This window comes from Streptomyces sp. NPDC018833 (genome assembly GCF_044390825.1).
Classification (GTDB): domain Bacteria; phylum Actinomycetota; class Actinomycetes; order Streptomycetales; family Streptomycetaceae; genus Streptomyces.
In genome coordinates this window covers 42,606-62,834 of the sequence record NZ_JBIRZM010000018.1, presented here as the reverse complement: position 1 = coordinate 62,834, position 20,229 = coordinate 42,606, and the positions used below count along the sequence as shown (strand labels likewise).

Below are 20,229 nucleotides of genomic sequence, written 5' to 3'. Positions count from 1 at the left end.
ACCATGAACTGGAAGAAGCGCACTGCCGCTGCTGCGGCCATGGCAGCGGCGACCGCCTTGATCACCGGATGCGGTGCAGGCACGGCGACCGGCACTGCCGGTGCCACGCCGGTGGCGGAGAACAAGCCGATGGTGGACAAGGAGAACTGGCCCAAGGCAACTCCGGAGCGGGGCCTGGCCAAGGGCCTGTCTCTGCCGCTGGAGGCGTACATGCAGACCTACCAGGACACCGTGACCCTGGACCAGGCGTCGCGGAAGCTCCAGGAGAGATGCATGGCCGATTACGGCTTCTCCATAGAGCTGCCGCTGGCCGGTACGACACCGCCGCCGAACGACAACGACGCCAACATGGAGCGCAGATACGGGCTCACCGACGGTCAGTCCGCCGCCCAGTACGGGTACGGCCTGCCCGAGGCGCTGACGAACCAGGTGCGGCAGACGATGCCCGAGCTGACGGACGAAGAGGTTCAGGTGCTGACCGGGCACTCCAAGCCCGCCGATCCGACCGCGCCTGGTGCGGCCCCGGCCGCCGAACCCGAGTCCTACAAGGGCAGGACACAAGGGCGGCTGCTCCGGGTGGGCGAAGGGCAAGCTGAAGCAGCCCACGTCCGAGGACCTCGCCTTCGTCTCCGAACTGAACGGAAACAGCTTCACCGAGTCCATGCGGGCCCCGGCCGTGAAGCAGGCCCTCGCTGACTGGTCGCAGTGCATGAAGGCCGAAGGCTACACGGCTGCCACGCCGTTCGAGGCGACGGAGATCGCGCCGCACGCAGACGGCGGGGCGGCATCGAAGGAGGAGATCGCCGTCGCGCTGGCGGAGATCGACTGCAAGGAGAAGACCGATCTGGTCGCGGTGTGGTTCGCCGAGGAGTCGAAGATTCAGAAGGCGCAGATCGCCGAGCACCAGGACAAGCTGAACGGTGTCCGTACGCGGAACAGCAGCGCGGTGGCTGCGGCCAACGGGGAACTGGCCGGCTGATGCCGAGCGCGGGGCGCGTCCTGACCGCCGTGGCGGTAGGACGGGGTGTCCACTGAGCTGATCACGGGCACGGTCACCGCGGGGGAGAAGAAGAGGCTCGGCGCACAGGTCGGGCCTCGGCGGACGGAAGCGTGACGGTGCACACGCCGCTGCGGGAAAGGGACATGGTCACTCTCCCCGTCAGCCTCGGCGACCCATCCGACGCGACCCCGCGTCGTCCAGTCAGCCATTCAGGTCCACGCAAGCCCGTACGGGCGGCAAGTGAGCCTCTCTCAGAAGGTCGTCGACAGCGGCACCCCCCGGACCCCAACGCGCCCCTGCTGACCGAAATCAGCGTCCAGGGCGCACAGTCTCCGCCTCCCCCGGATACCCGCCCAGGCGGCGGCCTCGACCTGGTTGCGCATCAGCGCCGGCAGCGGTGAGACGATCACCGTGGGCCCGCTGCCGGCCGCCCGCGGCAGGGACGTGGCGACGAATCTGACCGCGGATTTGCCCCAGCCGGTGCGCTGGACGACCAGTGCCCGGCGCTTGTCTGCAACAAGCGCCTCGATGGCACGCCACTGGTCCTCGCGCAGGCGGGCGGAGCCTGAGGGGTCACTGACGAGACGGGCGAGTACGGATCGGCGGCGGCCCTGAGCTCCGCACGGTCTGCGTTGGTCATGCCCCCATGCAACCCGATGGCACCGACAAAGCGCGAACGAGCGGCCGGGCCTGTGGACAAAGTTATCCACAGGGGTCGCGGCAGATTGCTGCTCCGCGAGACGGTCCTGCCATGAACAAGCATCACGACTTCGCCGCCCGATCCGCCGGCGACCAGCAGGTCACCCTGCGCAGCCCTGCCGAACTGGCCGATGCGCTCCCGTACATGATGGGCTTCCACCCGAGCGACTCGATCGTGCTGGTCGCCCTGCACGGCGGCCGAGGGCGGTTCGGTGGCCGGCTCAGGCTCGGCATCCCCCGCTCGCCGCGCGAATGGGAGCCGGTGGCGCGGCAACTCGCCGAGTGCCTGATCCACGGCAGCGAGCGCCGCGGGCCGCGCCCCGACGGGATCGTCGTGTTCCTCTGCCAGGAGCCGGCGGACGGCGAGGGCGGACTGGATGTGATGGACCGGCTGCGCCCGCTGGCCCAGCGCCTGCGCACCGCCTGCGGCGCACTCGAGGTGCCCGTGTACGAGGCCCTGTGCATCTCCGAGGGCCGCTTTTGGAGCTATTGCTGCCCCGACGCGCGCTGCTGCCCGCCCGGCGGCACGCCACTCGCCCTTCCGGGCACATCGGTGATGGCAGCGGCCGCCGCCTATGCCGGCATTCAAGTGCGGGGCAGCCTGAGCGAGATGGAGGCCCGGCTGATGCCCTGGACCACTGGGGAGGCGATGGAGCATCAGCAGCGGGCCCTGGACCAGGCCGGCACGGCCCTCGTGCCTCGGATTCTGGACGAGGAGGGACGACAGCAGCTGGCGGCGGACACCCTGGAGCTGGCCCGGGCCCTGCTGGATCGGCTGGCACAGACCCCGCAAACCCCGCAGAGCCCGCGGACGGCCGCATCCGGCGAGGCCGACCAGGTGGACGACCGGCTCATCTCCCACCAGGAGGCAGCCGAACTGATCCTCGGTCTCCAGGACCGCCGGACCCGGGACCGAGCCGCTCAATGGATGGAGGGCCCCGACGCCGTTCCGGCGCTTCGTCTGTGGCGCGCTCTGTCCCGGCGATGCGTCGGAAGCTATGACAGTCACGCGGCCGCGCCGCTCACGCTCGCGGGCTGGGTGTCATGGTCCCTCGGCGACGAGCCTGCGGCGCGGGTCGCCCTTGGTCTCGCCCTGCGCGCAGACCCGGAGTACGTCTTCGCGCGACTGCTCCACCAGGCCTGCAACGAGGGCCTCGACCCAGAGACGCTGCGGCACTGTCTGCGCCAGGAGCAGGACTGGCCCACGCCGGGCGACCAGCCGAAGGTCGCCGTCTCCCCGGCCGGAAGTCCGGCCGCCGGTGACCAGGACATCCCCGACCGGCAGGCATCGGCCGATCGGTCGGCTGCGGCGACGGCCGCCGAGGTGCAGCGCCCCCGCCACCGGCGGCGCTCCGCCCGGGTTCGTTCTGCCGCTCGTGCCGCTCGTGCCGCTCGTGCCGCTCGTGCCGCTCGTGCCGCTCGTGCCGCTCGTGCCGCTCGTGGTCCCGCCGCCGGCTCCCGTAGTGGCACGATCGCCGGGGGGACCCAGGCGCACGTGGGCAGGCGCAGCGGGCAGCGCGGCAACAGGAGCCGGCGGTGACGCCCGTGACCTGGGCGCCCCGGCAGCCGTTCATCGTGGCGGCGGGCCGGTACGGCCCGTGCCGTCCCGCATGCAGCGGCTGTCCGACGTGTCAGGAAGGCGTGGCAGACCACCCATGGCCCCCAGCGCACCTCGCCGCCCGTCCCCGCCCGCAGGTCAGTTCTCCGGAGCCGTGCCCCGATCGCCGGCTCCAGGCCGCAGACCCGATCTGCCACCCCTGCACGAGGCGATCATGTGCGTCGCCCTGCCGTGTCTGGCGGTGTCGCCTCAGCACGGCCAGCTCAGCGGCAACGGAATCGAGGGCGTCTACCGGTCGGGCCGACGGCTGCTCTCCCGCTGCCGGCTGCGCATCCATGGCCGCGAACCACTTGCCCTGCAGGGCCGGTTGCTGTCCGCCGACGTCGCCGAGTTCCTGGCCGTCGTCCGTACTCCTTCCGAGAGCGGCCCCGATCCGGAGGTCGTCGTCGAACGGTCCCGCGACGCCCAGGGCACGGAGCGGATCACGCTGCGCAGTGCGGCGGCGCGCACACTCAGCCTGCCGGTCGAGATCGTCCTCGGCACGGATCTCGCGGAGCTGGGAGCCATCGCCGCGGGACGCCCCGGCCCCGAACTGCCCGCCAGCGTCCACGACTCGGGCCTGCGCTGGTCGGCCGGCCCCGACGGGGGCGGCGTCGGCGCGACCGTCACCGCGGACCCGGCCCCGCACGACGCACTCGCCTCCGCCGGAGTCCTGCGGTGGGACCTGGAGCTGCCTCCAGGAGCCTCACGCACCATCGAGCTGCGGGTGCGCGCGCGTGCCGCCCGCCACGGCACCGAGCCCGCGCCCGGCCTTTCCCGCCCGGCCGCCCGAGCCCTCGTCCCGGAACCGGGTCTCGAATGCGACGACGCCCGTCCGGCGGCGCTCGTCGCCACCGCGGTCGGCGATCTGCGGGCGTTGCTCGACCGCGATCCGGCGCATCCGGCGGACGCCTCTCTCGCGGCCGGGGTGCCGTGGCGCTGCAGGACGGCTCCCGCGGAGGCCTTGTGGGCCGCCCGGATGGTCCTGCCGCTCACCACGCGGCTCGCCTCCGCGACCCTCCGGAGCATCGCCCGCACGCAACGAACCGGTCCCGGTGCCGACTTCGGACACATTCCCGGTCCTCTCCGTGACGCCGGGCCGCACCTGCCCGCCATGTGCACGGGCATGGAGGCGACCCTGGCGTTTCCGACGGTCGTCGCGGAAGCCTGGCGCTGGGGTCTGTCCGAGCGGGACCTGGCCGAGTTGCTCCCCGCGGTGGAGGGCTGCCTCAAGTGGCTGCGGCGGGCTGCCGGGGAGACGGTCCTGCTCGCCGAGCCGGGGACCCCCGGCTTCCACCGCGCCGAGACCCAGGCGCACGCACACCGGGCCGCGCTGCTGGGCGCCGATGTTCTCGAGGCAACGGGCCGCCCCGGAGCGGGGTTCTGGCGGGCATGGGCAGAGCAGCTGCGGTACCGATTCCGGGAGCAGTTCTGGCTCGACGACCCAGGCGGGGGTCGCCCCGCCGCGGGCAGACTGCCCAGCGGTCGGCCCGTGCCGCAGATGGGAGCGGGGGCGGCGCACCTGCTCGACACCGGACTGCTCGGCGGCGGGAAGCACGCGGCCGGACTGCTCGACAAGGCGCAGACCGAGCAGCTGGCCCGCCTCTTCGACAGCCCGGCACTGCATTCGGGCTGGGGTCTGCGATCGCTCGGAGCGAAGGAGCAGGGCCACAACCCTTTCGGCCACCGCTCCGGAGCGGTGCGGGTCCACGAGACGGTGGTCGCCATCGCCGGGCTGGCGGCCGCCGGGTTCGAGCACGAGGCCTCCTCTCTCCTCCGCGGCGTGCTCGATGCCTCCGACCGGTTCGGCCACCGGCTTCCGGAGATGTTCGCCGGAGTGCAGCGCGGGGCGGGCGGCATTCCGGTTCCGCATCCGGCCGCGTGCCGGCCGGCCGCCCTGGCCGCGGCAGCCTCCGTCCGGCTGGCCGTCGTTCCGGCCGGGATCCGGCCCGATGCGCCCGGTGGGAGCGTCGCCTTGCATCCGATGCGCAGCGCACCGCTCGGAGCCGTGCAGATCTCCGGGCTGAGCGTGGGCGGGGAGCCGTTCGCCGTCCGGGTCAGCAGGCTCGGCCTCGGCATGGTCGAGGAGGCCGGCGAGGGTCTCCAGCTGGGTGTGTGACGGGAGATGGTGGGGGTCGGTGCGAGCGGCTGAGGAAACGGATGCAGGAGATGAGGAAGGGTGTCTTTATCGTCAGGCAGACGACTATGATCGCGGCATGTCTCCCTACGACCCGTCGGCCTATCCGCCCTTTGCTGTCACCGTCGACCTGGTCGTGCTCACTGTGCGCCGCCATGCCCTCTGTGCACTGGTCGTGCGTCGCGGGGAGCCGCCGTTCCAGGGGCGGTGGGCGCTGCCCGGAGGGTTCGTCCGGGCCGAGGAGGACCTGGCTGCCGCTGCGGCGCGCGAGCTCGCGGAGGAGACAGGGCTCTGCGCCCATGACCCGTCCTCACCCGCGCCGGCCAACGGGGCCCACCTGGAGCAGCTCGCCACCTACGGGGACCCCCAGCGCGACCCGAGGATGCGTGTGGTCAGCGTTGCGCATCTCGTCCTCGCACCCGACCTGCCGGCCCCCCGCGCCGGCGGTGACGCGAACAGCGCCCGCTGGGCCCCGGTGGAGGATCTGCTCGGGCAGGAGAACGGATTCGCGCGCGCGGACGAGCAGCAGGGTCCGCTCGCCTTCGACCACGCGCTGATCCTCGCGGACGGAGTCGAGCGCGCCCGTTCCAAGATCGAGTACTCGTCACTGGCCACGGCTTTCTGCCCGCCCGAGTTCACGGTCGGGGAGCTGCGGCGGGTGTACGAGGCGGTGTGGGGCGTGGCCCTCGACCCGCGCAATTTCCACCGCAAGGTGACCGGTACGCCGGGCTTCCTGGTGCCCGCGGGCGGCACGACCACCCGGCAGGGAGGTCGTCCGGCGCAGCTGTTCCGGGCCGGCGGGGCCACCCTGCTCAACCCGCCGATGCTCCGTCCGGAGGTCTGACCCCTGATCCGCCGGGGGTAGCACCGAGATCGGGGAGACCGCCTATCGCCACGGCGTGCTCGTGCACCGGCTCACCGAGGAGTTCGGTGACTGCTGGCCGCCGTCGGCGGCCCGGCCACCGCCCGCATCACGGCACAGCAGGAAACCCCCTCGTCGAGCCGGACACCACCCCGGCCAGCCCTTCGGGCACCGGCACCGTTCAGGCGACCCTGCCCACTGCGGTGACCGCCCCGCCGCTGCCGGCGCGCCTGCCCCCGCGGGCGTCGACGCGACCACCCCCTCGGCTGCCCACACCCCCGCCTCCGCCTCCGCGGACCCCAACGCCGCCGCGATCGTGCACCCCACGGCCCCCGCGTCCGGCACCTCCGCCGCGCACCCCACCGCCCCCGCGACCGTCGCCCGCTCGCACCCGACCGATCCGGCGAGTTCCTGCCCCCGCCCCGTAACCGCCCCGACAAGCGCGCAACCGCGGGTTCCCAACCGCCGCCGACCGCGCGCAGTCCGCGGTGGACCGTGCGTTACGAGCTGCGTCGCCTCCTCGGCGTCCGTACTCGCCGCTGATCGCGGTCGCCGCGGTCGCCGCCTCCCTCGCTCTGTGCGTGCTGCTCGCCCGGCCCGGGCCGCTCTGTCGCCCAGCGTCTTCGCCGCCTGGCCCGGTGTCCTGCCGCTGCCTCCCGCGCGCCCGGCGCCGGGCTGGTCGGGGCGCTGTCCTTCTGCGAGGAGTTCCGCTACCCCGCACTCGCCGCGATCCGGGGCCGTGCCCTGGCGGGCGGGACTGCTGTTGGCCGAACTCGCGGTGACCGCCGCCGCTGCCGTGCTGCTGGCGACTGTGGTGGTGGCAGCCGATGTCCAGGCTCTGCGCCCGGCCTACGGCGCCGGCTTGGGCGTGTTGCCCACGAAGTGGCCTCGTTTCGCCGCAACTTGGACGGGCCTGTGTGTGGGCTGCGCCTCGGCGGGCCTGCTCGCCGCCGGCGACTTCAGGGCCACCGCAGCCGGGGTTGCCGCGGTTCTGGCGGTGCCGGTGCTGATCGCGCCGCTCGTCGAGTTCGCGCTGCTGGGTCCGGCAGTTCGATCGGTCGCCGGGCTCCCGGGCCGCTTCCACGACATGGCCTGGGTGCGGCTGCCGCGTGAGCCGGAGCGCTGGGTTGGCAGTGGCTGCAGGTGGTTGCGCAACCGGTCCGAGGGACAGTGGTGTTGTCGTTGTCGGCACTGATCTGCGCATATCTGTTCATGGCGCTTCGATGTAGGGCACCTTGGTGATCGAGGTCGACCGGTTAGGGTCGGGCTGCTCGCAACTCCCCTGAGGATGCCCGATTCCTTACGATAAGGCGTCAATTGCGGGGTGGGCGCCGATCACCCTTTCGTGTGCTTTTCACCAAAGACCTCAAGGGGATTCGAAGCCGAGCCGACAAAGGATGCGTGAGTACCCTTGCGCACACCATGATGACCGCCGCCCGCCCCTCCGAGACCGGCCTCGCAGGCCCGGGCGAACTCGACCGATACCCCTACGCGGAGTCGCCGGGCGCCGACCGTGTCAGCCCTCCCTCCTGGGAGGGTGGGAACGCGGAGCTCGGCCGGGTCGCCCGCCGCGCGGCAGGCAACCGCGGCCGTGGTCTGCACGGTCAACTCGTCCAGCAGCTGGGACAGATGATCGTCTCCGGCGACCTCGGTGCCGACCGCCCGCTCGTCCCCGAGGAGATCGGCCAGCGATTCGAGGTCTCCCGCACCGTCGTGCGTGAGTCGCTGCGCGTTCTCGAGGCCAAGGGCCTGGTCAGCGCCCGTCCCAATGTCGGTACGCGGGTGCGGCCGGTGAGTGACTGGAATCTGCTCGACCCCGACATCATCGAATGGCGCGCCTTCGGCCCCCAGCGTGACGACCAGCGCCGGGAGCTGAACGAGCTGCGCTGGACGATCGAGCCGCTCGCCGCCCGCCTCGCCGCCGGCCACGGCCGCGAGGACGTGCAGCAGCGGCTCGGCGACATGGTCGAGATCATGGGGCATGCCCTTGCCCAGGGTGACGGCCTCACCTTTTCGCGGGCAGACGCCGAGTTCCACTCGCTGCTCATCCAGCTCGCGGGCAACCGCATGCTGGAGCACCTCTCCGGAATCGTCTCCGCCGCCCTCCAGGTGTCCGGAGGGCCGGTCACGGGCTGTGACCACCCCACCGAGGCCTCCCTCACCCACCACAGCCGAATCGTCGAAGCGCTCGCCTCGGGCGATTCGCAGGCCGCCGAATCGGCCATGCGGCAACTGCTCACGGTTCACCCGGAAGTGGAACGAGTGGTTCCCGCCCCGCGGGAGCACTGACCGCCTCGGCGGCCGGGGAGTGCGGAGGCGTACGCACAGCGTGTCGCCGGATTCCACGGGGATCCGGCGACACGCTGTGCGGTGAATGTCCCCATCTGACCGTTTCATGGCATATGGGGTGTGACTCGGGCCACGCGAATTGGGCGTAACACTCCTCGAAACAGTGCGATGACCTAAGAGGTGACAGCCGAGGAGGGAATACAGCCGCCGTGGACGGCGCTGTGACAGCTCCGAGGTTCCGCCCGCGCCACCGGCACATCCGCAGCCCGGTGGTCGTCGGCTCCGGCCCGATCATGGGCGGGGCCGGAAGCCGTTTTCCATCGTTCCGAGAGGTTGTTCGTGTCGGCCAGCACATCCCGTACGCTCCCGCCGGAGATCGCCGAGTCCGAGTCTGTGATGGCGCTCATCGAGCGGGGAAAGGCTGATGGGCAGATCGCCGGCGATGACGTGCGTCGGGCCTTCGAGGCTGACCAGATTCCGCCAACCCAGTGGAAGAATGTTCTGCGCAGCCTCAACCAGATCCTCGAGGAAGAGGGTGTGACGCTGATGGTCAGTGCAGCGGAGTCGCCGAAGCGCGCCCGCAAGAGCGTCGCAGCGAAGAGCCCGGCAAAGCGCACCGCCACCAAGACCGTCGCCGCCAAGACGGCTCCGGCGAAGACCGTCGCCGCCACTGCGGCGCCGTCGGCCGAGACCGTCGACGTCACGGCCGACGAGTCGGCAGCCGCCGCTACCGCCAAGAAGACCGCCGCCAAGAAGACGGCGGCCAAGAAGACCGCGGCGAAGAAGACCGTCGCCAAGAAGACCGCGGCGAAGAAGACCGCGGGCAAGAAGGACGCCGACGAGGTCGTCGAGGGCGAGGAGCTGCTCGAGGAGGTCCAGCCCGGCGGCAAGGGGGACGAGGAGGAGACCGAAGGCGAGAGCAAGGGCTTCGTCCTCTCCGACGACGACGAGGACGACGCGCCCGCTCAGCAGGTCGCCGTCGCCGGTGCCACCGCCGACCCGGTCAAGGACTACCTCAAGCAGATCGGCAAGGTCCCCCTGCTCAACGCCGAGCAGGAGGTCGAGCTCGCCAAGCGCATCGAGGCGGGCCTGTTCGCCGAGGACAAGCTGGGGAACTCCGACAAGCTCGCCCCCAAGCTCAAGCGCGAGCTGGAGATCATCGCCGAGGACGGTCGCCGCGCGAAGAACCACCTGCTGGAGGCCAACCTCCGACTGGTCGTCTCGCTGGCCAAGCGTTACACCGGCCGCGGCATGCTCTTTCTGGACCTCATCCAGGAGGGCAACCTGGGTCTGATCCGTGCCGTCGAGAAGTTCGACTACACCAAGGGCTACAAGTTCTCCACGTACGCCACCTGGTGGATCCGCCAGGCGATCACGCGTGCCATGGCCGACCAGGCCCGCACCATCCGTATCCCGGTGCACATGGTCGAGGTCATCAACAAGCTCGCGCGCGTCCAGCGTCAGATGCTCCAGGACCTGGGCCGCGAGCCCACCCCGGAGGAGCTGGCCAAGGAGCTCGACATGACCCCCGAGAAGGTCATCGAGGTCCAGAAGTACGGTCGCGAGCCGATCTCGCTGCACACTCCGCTCGGCGAGGACGGCGACAGCGAGTTCGGTGACCTCATCGAGGACTCCGAGGCGGTCGTCCCGGCCGACGCGGTCAGCTTCACGTTGTTGCAGGAGCAGTTGCATTCGGTGCTCGACACGCTGTCCGAGCGGGAGGCCGGCGTGGTCTCGATGCGTTTCGGACTCACGGACGGGCAGCCGAAGACTCTGGACGAGATCGGCAAGGTCTACGGCGTGACGCGTGAGCGCATTCGTCAGATCGAGTCCAAGACGATGTCGAAGCTGCGTCACCCGTCGCGTTCCCAGGTGCTGCGCGACTACCTCGACTAGGTCGACGCTGCACCTGCTGCCTGCATACGGCTGGAAGGGTCCGGTTCCCTGCGGGGAACCGGACCCTTGGTCGTGCCCCGGGCCCCGGCGAGGGTGCGGCGGACGGCACTCTGCACGACTCTGAGTGCACACAGTTCACGCAGAGTCAGGAGGCCGTATGCGTCGTTCCACCGTCCGAGGCCCGGCCGGAGTGCTGGCCCTCCTCGCCGCTGCGGTCGTGGCACCACTGGTGATGCCCCGTCCCGCCGCCGCCGACAGCGTGGTCGTCGGCGGCTACGAGGTGCGGGCCCAGGACAGTCCCTGGGTCGTGGCGCTGTCCAGCCGTGACCGGTTCGGCCCAACGCGGGCCGGACAGTTCTGCGGCGGCGTGGTCGTCGCGCCCACGAAGGTGATGACGGCCGCCCACTGCCTGAGCCGGGCCGTGCTGGGCAAGGAGGTGAGCGCGGTACGGGATCTGCGTGTCATCTCCGGCCGGTCGAAGCTCGACGGCGGCGGAGGGCGGGAGATCGCAGTGAAGTCCAGCTGGGTGTCTCCGGCGTACGACCCCAACACCAACAGTGCCGACATGGCGGTGCTCACCCTGGCGGAGGCCGTGCCGCAGGCCAGCGTGCTTCCGGTCGCGAAGGCGGGGGAGGCGGTGTACAAAACCGGAACCGGTGCCACGGTCTATGGCTGGGGCGACACGATCGGTGGCGGTCGCTACGCGCCCACGCTACGCGCGGCCCATGTGTCCGTACTGCCGGACGAGACCTGTGAACGGGCGTACCCGGGCGGACTGGGCGGCCGGTACAAGAAGACCACCATGCTCTGCGCCGGAGACCCGCAGGGCGGCCACGACGCCTGTCAGGGGGACAGCGGAGGCCCGCTGGTCGCGCAGGGGCGGCTCATCGGCATCGTGTCGTGGGGCAGCGGCTGCGGCCGCCCTGAGACGCCCGGCGTCTACACCCGGGTCTCGACCGTCGCCCCCTCGGTCGGGGAGGGCGTCACGGCAGCAGCCCGGTGACCCGTTGTCGGGGTCACCCTGTGAAAGCGGGCGGCCGCCCCCTGTGTCCAGGGGCGGCCGCCCGCTGCCGATCCTCGACCGGCCCATGGCTCGTCGTGGATGCGAGGTCTCAGTGGTCCTCTTCGCCGGCCCCGGCCGGAACAGCCGTCAGTCGGTCCGTCTCATCCTGTATCTCCGCGGCGATCTTCTTGAGTTCCGGCTCGAACTTGCGTCCGTGATGGGCGCAGAAGAGCAGTTCACCACCGCTGATCAGGACGACGCGCAGATAGGCCTGGGCGCCGCAACGGTCGCAACGGTCAGCGGCCGTCAGGGGGCTCGCGGGGGTCAGAACAGTAGTCACGTCGCCTCTTCTCTAGCTCGACGAGCTGTCGTACCAGGGGCAACATCCAACCAGCCCGAAAACGTTCCCGCTCGGGGCTTTCCCTCGAAATATTTTTCCCGAGGTGGCTGTCTGTTGCCGGTTGGCGGCGAATGAGCCGTATTGCTGCGCTCTACGGATTTCGCGTTGCTTGTCTCGTTTGGCCCTCCCGGCTGGGTTGCCGGTTGTTCATGAGGACGTGCCCGGAGCCTAAATGGTTCATGCGTGGAAGGGAACGTGATGTGCACGTCACCCCATCGAGGGATCGAACACTCATACGATGCTGGACTAGCATGAGAAATCACGTGGGTGGCGTTACATCGGCTCTACCAGGCCTCGGTACGCTCTGTGCGGCGACCGACGCCCGGGCCTTTACCCCACTTGGCCACATCTGAAATTCAGCGAGGAGCGAACCGCGTGACCGCCGAAACGTCCGTGCCGTCCACAGCGCTGCTGACCGCAGACCGTGACGGTTCCAACTACACCGCGCGGCACCTGCTCGTCCTGGAGGGGCTCGAGGCTGTCCGTAAGCGACCTGGCATGTACATCGGGTCGACCGACAGTCGCGGCCTGCTGCACTGCCTTTGGGAGATCATCGACAACTCCGTGGACGAGGCCCTCGGTGGCCACTGCGACCACATCGAGGTCATCCTCCACGAGGACGGGTCCGTCGAGGTCCGGGACAACGGCCGTGGCATCCCGGTCGACGTCGAGCCCAAGACCGGCCTGTCGGGCGTCGAGGTCGTGATGACCAAGCTGCACGCCGGCGGCAAGTTCGGCGGCGGGTCGTACGCGGCCTCCGGCGGTCTCCACGGAGTCGGCGCCTCCGTGGTGAACGCGCTCTCCTCCCGTCTCGACGTCGAGGTGGACCGCAACGGCGCTACCCACATGATCAGCTTCCGGCGTGGTGTGCCCGGCATCTTCACCGAGTCCGGTCCCGACGCCCCCTTCGACCCGGCCAACGGGCTCCTGAAGGGCAAGCGTGTGCCCAAGGCCCGCACCGGCACGCGCGTGCGCTACTGGGCGGACCGCCAGATCTTCCTCAAGGACGCCAGGCTGTCGCTGGAGACGCTCTACCAGCGCGCCCGCCAGACCGCCTTCCTCGTGCCCGGGCTGACCATCGTCGTCCGTGACGAGCGCGGCCCGGCCGGCGGTGACGGCGAAGGCAAGAGCGTGGAGACGTTCCGCTTCGATGGCGGGATCAGCGAGTTCTGTGACTACCTGGCGCAGGACAAGGCGGTCTGCGACGTACTGCGGCTGACCGGCCACGGCACCTTCAAGGAGACCGTGCCGGTACTCGACGACCGCGGTCACATGACCCCGACCGAGGTCACCCGGGAGCTCGGCGTCGACATCGCCATGCGCTGGGGCACCGGTTACGACACCACGGTGAAGTCCTTCGTCAACATCATCGCCACGCCCAAGGGCGGCACCCACGTCACCGGCTTCGAGCGCTCGGTGACCAAGACGATGAACGAGGTCCTGCGCTCCGCCAAGCTGCTGCGCGTCGCCGAGGACGACATCGTCAAGGACGACGCCCTCGAGGGCCTGACCGCGGTCGTGACCGTCCGGCTGGCCGAGCCGCAGTTCGAGGGCCAGACCAAGGAGGTCCTCGGCACCTCCGCCGCCAACCGGATCGTCGCCAACGTGGTGGCCAAGGAGCTCAAGGCCTTCCTGACGTCCACCAAGCGGGACGCCAAGGCCCAGGCTCGTGCCGTGCTCGAGAAGGCCGTCGCAGCCGCCCGTACGCGCATCGCGGCCCGGCAGCACAAGGAGGCGCAGCGCCGCAAGACGGCCCTGGAGTCCTCGTCCCTGCCGGCCAAGCTCGCCGACTGCCGCAGCGACGACGTGGAGCGCAGCGAGCTCTTCATCGTCGAGGGGGACTCCGCGCTCGGTACGGCCAAGCTGGCGCGCAACAGTGAGTTCCAGGCGCTGCTGCCGATCCGCGGCAAGATCCTCAACGTCCAGAAGTCGTCCGTCTCGGACATGCTGAAGAACGCCGAGTGCGGCGCGATCATCCAGGTCATAGGGGCTGGCTCCGGCCGGACCTTCGACATCGACGCCGCGCGCTACGGAAAGATCGTGCTGCTGGTCGACGCTGATGTCGACGGCGCGCACATCCGCTGCCTGCTGCTCACCCTCTTCCAGCGCTACATGCGGCCGATGGTGGAGACCGGCCGGGTGTTCGCCGCCGTGCCGCCGCTGCACCGGATCGAGCTGATCCAGCCGAAGAAGGGCCAGGACAAGTACGTCTACACGTACTCGGACAACGAGCTGCGGCAGACGCTGCTGGAGTTCCAGCGCAAGGGCGTCCGCTTCAAGGACTCCATCCAGCGCTACAAGGGCCTCGGCGAGATGGACGCGGACCAGCTGGCGGAGACCACGATGGACCCGCGCCACCGCACCCTGCGCCGGATCAACATCGGCGACCTCGAGGCGTCCGAGCAAGTCTTCGACCTGCTGATGGGCAACGAGGTCGCGCCCCGCAAGGAGTTCATCACCGGCTCGGCGGCCACGCTCGACCGCTCGCGCATCGACGCCTGACGGGCCCCCAGGGGTGGAGGCAAGCTCCACCCCTGGTTCCTCCCGCGGTCCGATCCGGTGCCGGTCCCGCCTCCGTAGCATCAGCGCGGACGGAGGAGGCCGGGGTGCCCGCCGACGCGCGAGGCGCTGTCCCGGATCGGGATCCCCCGGGCGCGCCCATCGCGCTCGACATCCGCGCTGCGACGGTGGAGGCGACCCGCCGGATCCGCGGCGAGCATCCCGCGACACAGGTCGTCGTGCTCACCACCTACGCGGACGACGACTCGCTCTTCCCCGCCCGGCGAGCAGGGTCGCGGGTTCACCATGGATGCGGACGGCGACGAGATCGGGCCGCGCCGTCCAGGACGTCATGGCGCGCCGGGCCGGACTCTCCGCGGTCGTCCAGCAGCGGCTGCTGGAGCAGGTCATCGCCGAACCCCGGCCGGCCGGCCCACGCCTGCCCGACGGGCTGACGGCCCGCGAGGGCGAAGTGCTCTCCCTGATCGCCGAGGGCCTCGGCAACGCGGACATCGCGCGGCGGCTGGGCATCTCCACGGCGACGGTGAAGACCCACATCAACAACCTCTTCACGGAGGCCGACCTCCATGACCGTGCCCAGGCGGTGCGCTACGCCTGTCGGGAAGGACTCGCTCAGCCACCAGGGACGGGCGTCACTTGATGGGGTGAAGACCAGGGAGAGAAGAGTCCGGGATCTTCCCGCTCTGTCCATACTTGTGCACGCGGGCCGAAACGGTTTGTTGACAAGGAGAGTTGAGCGTGGACGAGAGGGAAGGGCACAGCGCGTCGGCGGTGCGGCTCGAGGACCCGTGGTGCGACGCGCCGGCCTCCGGCTGGGGCCGGATGGACAGCACCGGCGGCCAGGTCCCGGTGACGCCGCCCGCTCCCGCGCAGCAGCGCGAGACCGGCCCGAGCGCCGCTGAGATCTACCTCGAGGTGCAGCGCAGCCCCGCCTTCCAGCAAGTGCGCCGCCGCTACCGGCGGTTCGTCGTGCCGGCATCCGTCGCCTTCTTCCTCTGGTACCTCGCCTACGTGGTGGCCGCGACCACCGCCCCGGACCTGATGGCCCGCCCGGTCGCCGACGCGGTGAACGTGGCGATGGTCGCAGGATTGGCGCAGTTCCTCACCACGTTCCTGCTGACCTGGGCGTATGCCCGTCATGCCCGGCACCGGCGCGATCGCGCCGCGCTCGATCTGCGCTGGGACACCCAGGAAATGACCAGGGGAGCCGGGCGTTGAGCGGCGATCACCAGGCCCTGGCGCTGCTGCTGTTCAGCGCGTTCATCGCGGTCACCCTCGGCATCACGACCTGGGCAGGCCGCAACAGGCGCGGTTCGGCCGAGGAGTTCTACGCCGGCGGACGGCTCTTCACCCCGATGGAGAACGGCTTCGCGATCGCGGGCGACTACATGTCGGCCGCGTCCTTCCTCGGTATCTCCGGCCTCATCGCCCTGTTCGGCTACGACGGAATGCTCTACTCGGTCGGATTCCTGGTCGCCTGGCTCGTCGTTCTCCTCCTCGTCGCGGAACTGGTCCGCAACTGCGGCCGGTTCACTCTCGCCGATGTCGTCGCCTCGCGGATGAAGGAGCGGCGCGTCCGCATCGCATCGGGAACTTCCTCGGTCACCGTGTCCGTTCTGTATCTGGTGGCGCAGATGGTGGGAGCCGGGTCCCTCGTCGCGCTGCTGCTCGGCGGGACGAGCGAAGCCGCGCGCTCGTGGACCGTCGTCGGCGTGGGTGCCCTGATGGTGATCTATGTCTCGATGGGAGGGATGCGAGCCACCACCTGGATCCAGATCGTGAAGGCCGTGCTGCTGATGGCGGGCGCGAGCGCGATGACCGTGCTTGTGCTGATGCGGTTCGGCGGCGACATCAACCAGCTGCTCGTCTCGGCTGCGGACCGCAGCGGTTACGGCAGGGAGTTCCTCGCGCCCGGCCTCCGGTACGGAGGTGACTGGACCGCACGCCTCGATTTCATCAGCCTCGGCCTGGCACTGGTGCTGGGTACGGCAGGACTGCCGCACATCCTGTCGCGCTTCTACACCGTGCCGACCGCGCGGGCCGCCCGCCGCTCGGTCGTGTGGGCCATCGGTCTCATCGGCGGCTTCTACCTGATGACGATCGTGCTCGGCTTCGGCGCCGCGGCCGTGGTCGGCACGGACGAGGTACGCGCCTCGAACGCCGCGGGGAACACCGCCGTGCCGCTGCTCGCCCTCGACCTCGGTGGGGGAGCGGGTTCGACCGGAGGCACCGTGCTCTTCGCGGTGGTCGCCGCCGTGGCCTTCGCGACGATCCTCGCGGTCGTCGCCGGTATCACGCTGGCGTCCTCGGCTTCGGTCGCGCACGACCTGTACGCGTCGCTGAGGCGACGGGACGGCGGCCGGTACGGCGAGGTCGCGGTCGCACGCGTCGCGGCCGTCGGGATCGGCGCGGTCGCGATCGCGCTCGGCCTGCTGGCCCGGGATCTGAACGTTGCCATTCTGGTGGGCCTGGCGTTCGCGGTCGCCGCGTCCGCGAACCTCCCCGTCCTGCTCTACTCGCTGTTCTGGCGCAAATTCACCACCCGAGGAGCGATGTGGTCGGTGTACGGAGGTCTCGTTCCCTCTGTGCTGCTCGTGGTGCTGTCACCCGTGGTGTCCGGAAGCCCTCAGGCGCTGTTCCCGGGCGTGGACTTCCATGTCTTCCCGCTGGAGAACCCGGGACTGGTCTCGATCCCGCTGGGCTTCCTCGCCGGCTGGATCGGCACCGTCACGTCGTCGGAGCCGCCGGATGCGGCCCGGCACGCGGAGACCGAGGTGCGTGCGCTGACCGGGGCCGGCGCCGCATAGGGCGGGCCGGTGCGGGCTTCCGGCATCGAGCGCGGCTCGGATCACCGAGACCGATCTCATCGTGGACCACGATCGGCTGCGCCGGCTCGCCGTCGCCGTTGTGGACGACTGACACAGCTCGCGCCTGCGGCGCGAGTCGGGACGCCAGAGGTTCAGCCGCTGGTCGTCCAGGAGTAGCGGTGCTCGGGACGGCCGGTCTCGCCGTACTTGAGGCTCAGGCGGACCCGGTTCGTCCGTTCCAGCAGCTTCAGGTAGCGCTGTGCGGTCTGCCGGCTGATACCCGCCCGCTCCGCGATCTCCTGGGCGGACAGTGGGCCCTCGGCAGCCAGCAGGACCTGGCGCACCAGCTCGGCCGTCGTCGTGGAGTGCCCCTTCGGCAGCTCCGGGGTGACCGATCCGGCCGACAGGACGCCGAAGATCCGGTCCACCTCGCCCTGCTCCGCCTCGCCGCCCGCGTCGAGGGCGCGCCGCAGGGTCGCGTACGCCTCCAGCTTGGCGCGCAGCCCGGCGAAGTTGAACGGCTTCACCAGGTACTGGAGTGCACCGTGCCGCATGGCGGCCTGCACCGTGGCCACGTCGCGGGCCGCCGTCACCATGATCACATCGGTCTGATGGCCGAGGCGGCGCAGCTCCCGGACCACGGCGAGGCCGTTCTCGTCCGGCAGGTGGTGGTCGAGCAGGATCAGATCCACCGGCGTCCCGGCGATCCGGGCCAGCGCCTCGGCGGCCGAGTGAGCGACGGCGGCGACCTGGAAGCCCGGCACCTTGGCGACATAGGCCGCGTTGATCTCGGCGACCCGGACGTCGTCGTCCACGACCAGCACGTCGATCATCGTGGGTCGCGCGTCTTCTCAGCGGCGGCCGCCACCGTCTGCGCCGGCCCCCTCGCCGGGAGCGGCTGCTCCGCCAGTGCCTCCGCCATTGCCTCCGCCAGTGCCTCCGCCAGTGCCTCCGGCAGGACGACGGTGAACTCGGCGCCGCCGCCCGCAGCCTCGCGCACCACCGCGCTGCCGCCCTGCCGTTCGGCGAACCTGCGCACCAGCGCGAGGCCGAGCCCGCGCTTGCCGTGCGCGGGCAACTCCTTCGTCGACCAGCCCTCGGTGAAGATCAGCTCACGCTGCCCAGCCGGCACCCCCGGCCCGCTGTCAGCGATGCGCAGCACGACCGTGCGGCCCTCCGCGTACAGCTCCACCTCGACCGTCGCGTCCGGTGTGCCCGCGGCCGCGTCCAGTGCGTTGTCGACGAGATTGCCCACGACCGTCACCAGCCCGCGCGGATCCACCAGCCGGTCCGGCAGCAGCGTCGCGGGCGCGATGCGCAGCGACACGCCGCGCTCGGCCGCCACGGTCGCCTTGCCCACCAGCAATGCGGCGAGCAGCGGATCGTGGATCTTCTCCGTGACCTGCTCCGCGGTGGCCCGGTGCACACCGACGACCTCGGTCACGAACTCCACGGCGTCCTCGTGCATCTGCAGTTCCAGCAGGCCGAGGAGCGTGTGCATCCGGTTGGCGTGCTCGTGGTCCTGGGCCCGCAGAGCGTCGATCAGTCCCCGGGTCGAGTCCAGTTCCCGGCCCAGCTGCTCCAGTTCGGTGCGGTCGCGCAGAGTCACGACGGCGCCGCCGTCGTCGGTCGGCATACGGTTCGCGATGAGCACGCGGCTGCCGCGTACGGTCAGCAGGTCCTCACCGCTGACCCGGCCCGCCAGGACGTCGGTCGTACGACCCTGGCCCAGCACCTCGTCCAGGGGCCGGCCTGTGACATCGGGGCCGACACCCAGCAGGCGCTGCGCCTCGTCGTTGAGCAGCCGGATCCGCCCGGACCGGTCGAGGGCCACGACGCCCTCCCGGATGCTGTGGAGCATCGCCTCGCGTTCGGCGAGCAGCGCCGAGATGTCGGAGAAGGCGAGGTCATGGGTCTGCCGCTGGATCCTGCGGGAGATCAGGTAGGCGGCGAGCGCGCCGACGGCCAGGGCGCCGCCCGCATAGGCGATGAGGCCGGGGATCGCGGCGAGCAGCCGGGCCCGGACGCTGTCGTACTCGATACCGACCGACACGGCCCCCACGATCCGGCCCTCGTCGTCCCGGAGCGGCACCTTGCCCCGCGCGGAGCGGCCGAGGGTGCCGCTGTCGATCTCCATCACCTCATGGCCGGCGAGGGCGTCACTCGGGTCGGTGGAGACGATGCGCCCGATCTCGGAGGGGGAGGTGTGCGACCAGCGGACGCCGTTGTCGTTCATGACGACGATGTACTCGGCGCCGGTGGACAGCCTGATCCGTTCGGCCTCCTGCTGCACGGGGCCGTCAGCGGTCGGGCGGGAGCCGGTCAGCTCGTCGGCGAGCTCCGGGGAGGCGGTGGTCTGGGCGATGGCGAGGGCGCGCCGCATCGCCTGGTCGTCGAGCTGGGAGCTGAGCGGTGCGAGGAACAGGCCGGTGGCCAGCGCGGTGACACCTGTGGCGATGGCCAGCTGCATGAGCAGGACCTGGGAGAAGACCCGCTGAGGCCAGCCGAACCGGCGTCGCCGGGTGGTGGCGGTCGGTACGGGACTCATGCCTCAGAACGGTAAACGGCACGGCCGCCATCGCGAAATGGATGGCTCCGCCAAGGGGACCGCGCCCCGGCCGCTGACGCACACTCCTGCCGGCCCGCCGGGGCCACCACGGCACGTCCCGCCGGCGTCCCCACAGCTCAGCGCGTCACGGCACAGCCGCTTACGAACGACGACGTGCCCGGCACCGGTCGGTGCCGAGCACGTTACGGTCCCCGCCGGCCGTTACGCGTCGGGGATGTCGGCCTTGGCTCTGATGAGCGTTTCGCGACTGATGATCACGATGCGCTCGTAGTCCGCGCGGGCGGCGTCGGCGGGAAGCTCCTTGTCGAGGTCTTCCGTCGCCTCGGTGCCGATCACGGCGAAGCGGCCGTCGCTGAGCTCGAAAATGTCCGGGCAGGTCTGCCCGGACAGGCTTCCGCGCTCGCGAGGAGAGGCTCCGATCCTACGAACGATCTTCACTGGCGCCGATCC

At 70.8% G+C, this 20,229-nt stretch carries 16 protein-coding genes and 2 pseudogenes; 13 read left to right on the top strand and 5 right to left on the bottom strand.

Annotated elements, in window-relative coordinates; all coding sequences use genetic code 11:
- The first annotated feature begins 3 nt into the window (after positions 1-3).
- Together ACH5AF_RS29215 and ACH5AF_RS29210 are read left to right on the top strand one after the other, a co-directional pair.
- Positions 4-696 (top strand): hypothetical protein, encoded by a 693-nt coding sequence (locus tag ACH5AF_RS29215; RefSeq protein ID WP_398905687.1) that lies wholly within the window; start codon positions 4-6, stop codon positions 694-696.
- A 13-nt stretch (positions 697-709) separates the two neighbouring features.
- Complete coding sequence (locus ACH5AF_RS29210) at positions 710-979, top strand: hypothetical protein (protein ID WP_398905685.1); 270 nt, start codon at positions 710-712, stop codon at positions 977-979.
- Between the two features lie 356 nt (positions 980-1,335).
- Here ACH5AF_RS29210 and ACH5AF_RS29205 read toward each other — a convergent pair.
- Positions 1,336-1,640 (bottom strand): annotated as a pseudogene (locus tag ACH5AF_RS29205) (DEAD/DEAH box helicase); the annotation flags it as partial.
- A 111-nt stretch (positions 1,641-1,751) separates the two neighbouring features.
- On the opposite strand from ACH5AF_RS29205, the gene ACH5AF_RS29200 reads away from it, so the two are divergent.
- The 7 genes from ACH5AF_RS29200 to ACH5AF_RS29170 all read left to right on the top strand — a co-directional run bounded on the left by ACH5AF_RS29200 (position 1,752) and on the right by ACH5AF_RS29170 (position 11,483).
- Complete coding sequence (locus ACH5AF_RS29200; protein WP_398905683.1) at positions 1,752-3,239, top strand: DUF4192 domain-containing protein; 1,488 nt, start codon at positions 1,752-1,754, stop codon at positions 3,237-3,239.
- Between the two features lie 232 nt (positions 3,240-3,471).
- Positions 3,472-5,415, top strand: a complete 1,944-nt coding sequence (locus tag ACH5AF_RS29195) for a glycogen debranching N-terminal domain-containing protein (RefSeq protein WP_398905681.1) — start codon at positions 3,472-3,474, stop codon at positions 5,413-5,415.
- Between the two features lie 97 nt (positions 5,416-5,512).
- The gene (locus ACH5AF_RS29190) at positions 5,513-6,277 is read left to right on the top strand and encodes an NUDIX hydrolase (RefSeq protein ID WP_398905679.1); all 765 of its coding nucleotides are present in this window, start codon (positions 5,513-5,515) and stop codon (positions 6,275-6,277) included.
- A 781-nt stretch (positions 6,278-7,058) separates the two neighbouring features.
- The gene (locus ACH5AF_RS29185; RefSeq protein ID WP_398905678.1) at positions 7,059-7,490 is read left to right on the top strand and encodes a hypothetical protein; all 432 of its coding nucleotides are present in this window, start codon (positions 7,059-7,061) and stop codon (positions 7,488-7,490) included.
- Between the two features lie 206 nt (positions 7,491-7,696).
- Positions 7,697-8,584, top strand: a complete 888-nt coding sequence (locus tag ACH5AF_RS29180; RefSeq protein ID WP_398905677.1) for a FadR/GntR family transcriptional regulator — start codon at positions 7,697-7,699, stop codon at positions 8,582-8,584.
- A 339-nt stretch (positions 8,585-8,923) separates the two neighbouring features.
- Positions 8,924-10,480: an RNA polymerase sigma factor gene (locus tag ACH5AF_RS29175; protein WP_398905675.1), complete on the top strand. Its 1,557-nt coding sequence runs from the start codon at positions 8,924-8,926 to the stop codon at positions 10,478-10,480.
- 157 nt (positions 10,481-10,637) lie between these two features.
- Positions 10,638-11,483 (top strand): S1 family serine peptidase, encoded by an 846-nt coding sequence (locus ACH5AF_RS29170; protein ID WP_398905674.1) that lies wholly within the window; start codon positions 10,638-10,640, stop codon positions 11,481-11,483.
- Between the two features lie 109 nt (positions 11,484-11,592).
- Here ACH5AF_RS29170 and ACH5AF_RS29165 read toward each other — a convergent pair whose 3' ends face one another.
- Positions 11,593-11,823, bottom strand: coding sequence for a hypothetical protein (locus ACH5AF_RS29165; protein ID WP_100109587.1), 231 nt, complete (start codon positions 11,821-11,823; stop codon positions 11,593-11,595).
- A gap of 435 nt (positions 11,824-12,258) precedes the next feature.
- On the opposite strand from ACH5AF_RS29165, the gene ACH5AF_RS29160 reads away from it, so the two are divergent.
- The 4 genes and pseudogenes from ACH5AF_RS29160 (at position 12,259) to ACH5AF_RS29145 (ending at position 17,210) form a co-directional block, all read left to right on the top strand.
- Positions 12,259-14,385 carry a type IIA DNA topoisomerase subunit B gene (locus ACH5AF_RS29160; protein ID WP_398905672.1) on the top strand — a complete coding sequence of 709 codons (2,127 nt, stop codon included), beginning with the start codon at positions 12,259-12,261 and terminating at the stop codon, positions 14,383-14,385.
- Between the two features lie 166 nt (positions 14,386-14,551).
- Positions 14,552-15,043, top strand: a pseudogene (locus ACH5AF_RS29155) (LuxR C-terminal-related transcriptional regulator); the annotation flags it as partial.
- Between the two features lie 131 nt (positions 15,044-15,174).
- A complete protein-coding gene (locus ACH5AF_RS29150) occupies positions 15,175-15,621 on the top strand; it encodes a DUF485 domain-containing protein (RefSeq protein WP_398905812.1) in 447 nt (148 codons plus the stop codon).
- The gene (locus ACH5AF_RS29145; protein ID WP_398905671.1) at positions 15,618-17,210 is read left to right on the top strand and encodes a cation acetate symporter; all 1,593 of its coding nucleotides are present in this window, start codon (positions 15,618-15,620) and stop codon (positions 17,208-17,210) included. The genes ACH5AF_RS29150 and ACH5AF_RS29145 overlap by 4 nt, the downstream gene beginning before the upstream one ends.
- Positions 17,211-17,362: 152 nt before the next feature.
- On the opposite strand, the gene ACH5AF_RS29140 is transcribed toward ACH5AF_RS29145, so the two are convergent.
- The 3 genes from ACH5AF_RS29140 to ACH5AF_RS29130 form a co-directional block, all read right to left on the bottom strand.
- Positions 17,363-18,043, bottom strand: a complete 681-nt coding sequence (locus ACH5AF_RS29140) for a response regulator (RefSeq protein WP_398905669.1) — start codon at positions 18,041-18,043, stop codon at positions 17,363-17,365.
- Positions 18,040-19,758, bottom strand: a complete 1,719-nt coding sequence (locus tag ACH5AF_RS29135; protein ID WP_398905668.1) for an ATP-binding protein — start codon at positions 19,756-19,758, stop codon at positions 18,040-18,042. The genes ACH5AF_RS29140 and ACH5AF_RS29135 overlap by 4 nt, the downstream gene beginning before the upstream one ends.
- A gap of 222 nt (positions 19,759-19,980) precedes the next feature.
- The gene (locus ACH5AF_RS29130; protein ID WP_177151644.1) at positions 19,981-20,217 is read right to left on the bottom strand and encodes a hypothetical protein; all 237 of its coding nucleotides are present in this window, start codon (positions 20,215-20,217) and stop codon (positions 19,981-19,983) included.
- Positions 20,218-20,229: the final 12 nt, after the last annotated feature.

What these genes read in the sequence shown, in the direction of transcription:
- ACH5AF_RS29215 (WP_398905687.1), top strand. Translation starts at nt 4, where the DNA reads ATGAACTGGAAGAAGCGCACTGCCGCTGCTGCGGCCATGGCAGCGGCG.
- ACH5AF_RS29210 (WP_398905685.1), top strand. Translation starts at nt 710, where the DNA reads ATGAAGGCCGAAGGCTACACGGCTGCCACGCCGTTCGAGGCGACGGAG.
- ACH5AF_RS29200 (WP_398905683.1), top strand. Translation starts at nt 1,752, where the DNA reads ATGAACAAGCATCACGACTTCGCCGCCCGATCCGCCGGCGACCAGCAG.
- ACH5AF_RS29195 (WP_398905681.1), top strand. Translation starts at nt 3,472, where the DNA reads ATGTGCGTCGCCCTGCCGTGTCTGGCGGTGTCGCCTCAGCACGGCCAG.
- ACH5AF_RS29190 (WP_398905679.1), top strand. Translation starts at nt 5,513, where the DNA reads ATGTCTCCCTACGACCCGTCGGCCTATCCGCCCTTTGCTGTCACCGTC.
- ACH5AF_RS29170 (WP_398905674.1), top strand. Translation starts at nt 10,638, where the DNA reads ATGCGTCGTTCCACCGTCCGAGGCCCGGCCGGAGTGCTGGCCCTCCTC.
- ACH5AF_RS29140 (WP_398905669.1), bottom strand. Translation starts at nt 18,043, where the DNA reads ATGATCGACGTGCTGGTCGTGGACGACGACGTCCGGGTCGCCGAGATC.
- ACH5AF_RS29135 (WP_398905668.1), bottom strand. Translation starts at nt 19,758, where the DNA reads ATGAGTCCCGTACCGACCGCCACCACCCGGCGACGCCGGTTCGGCTGG.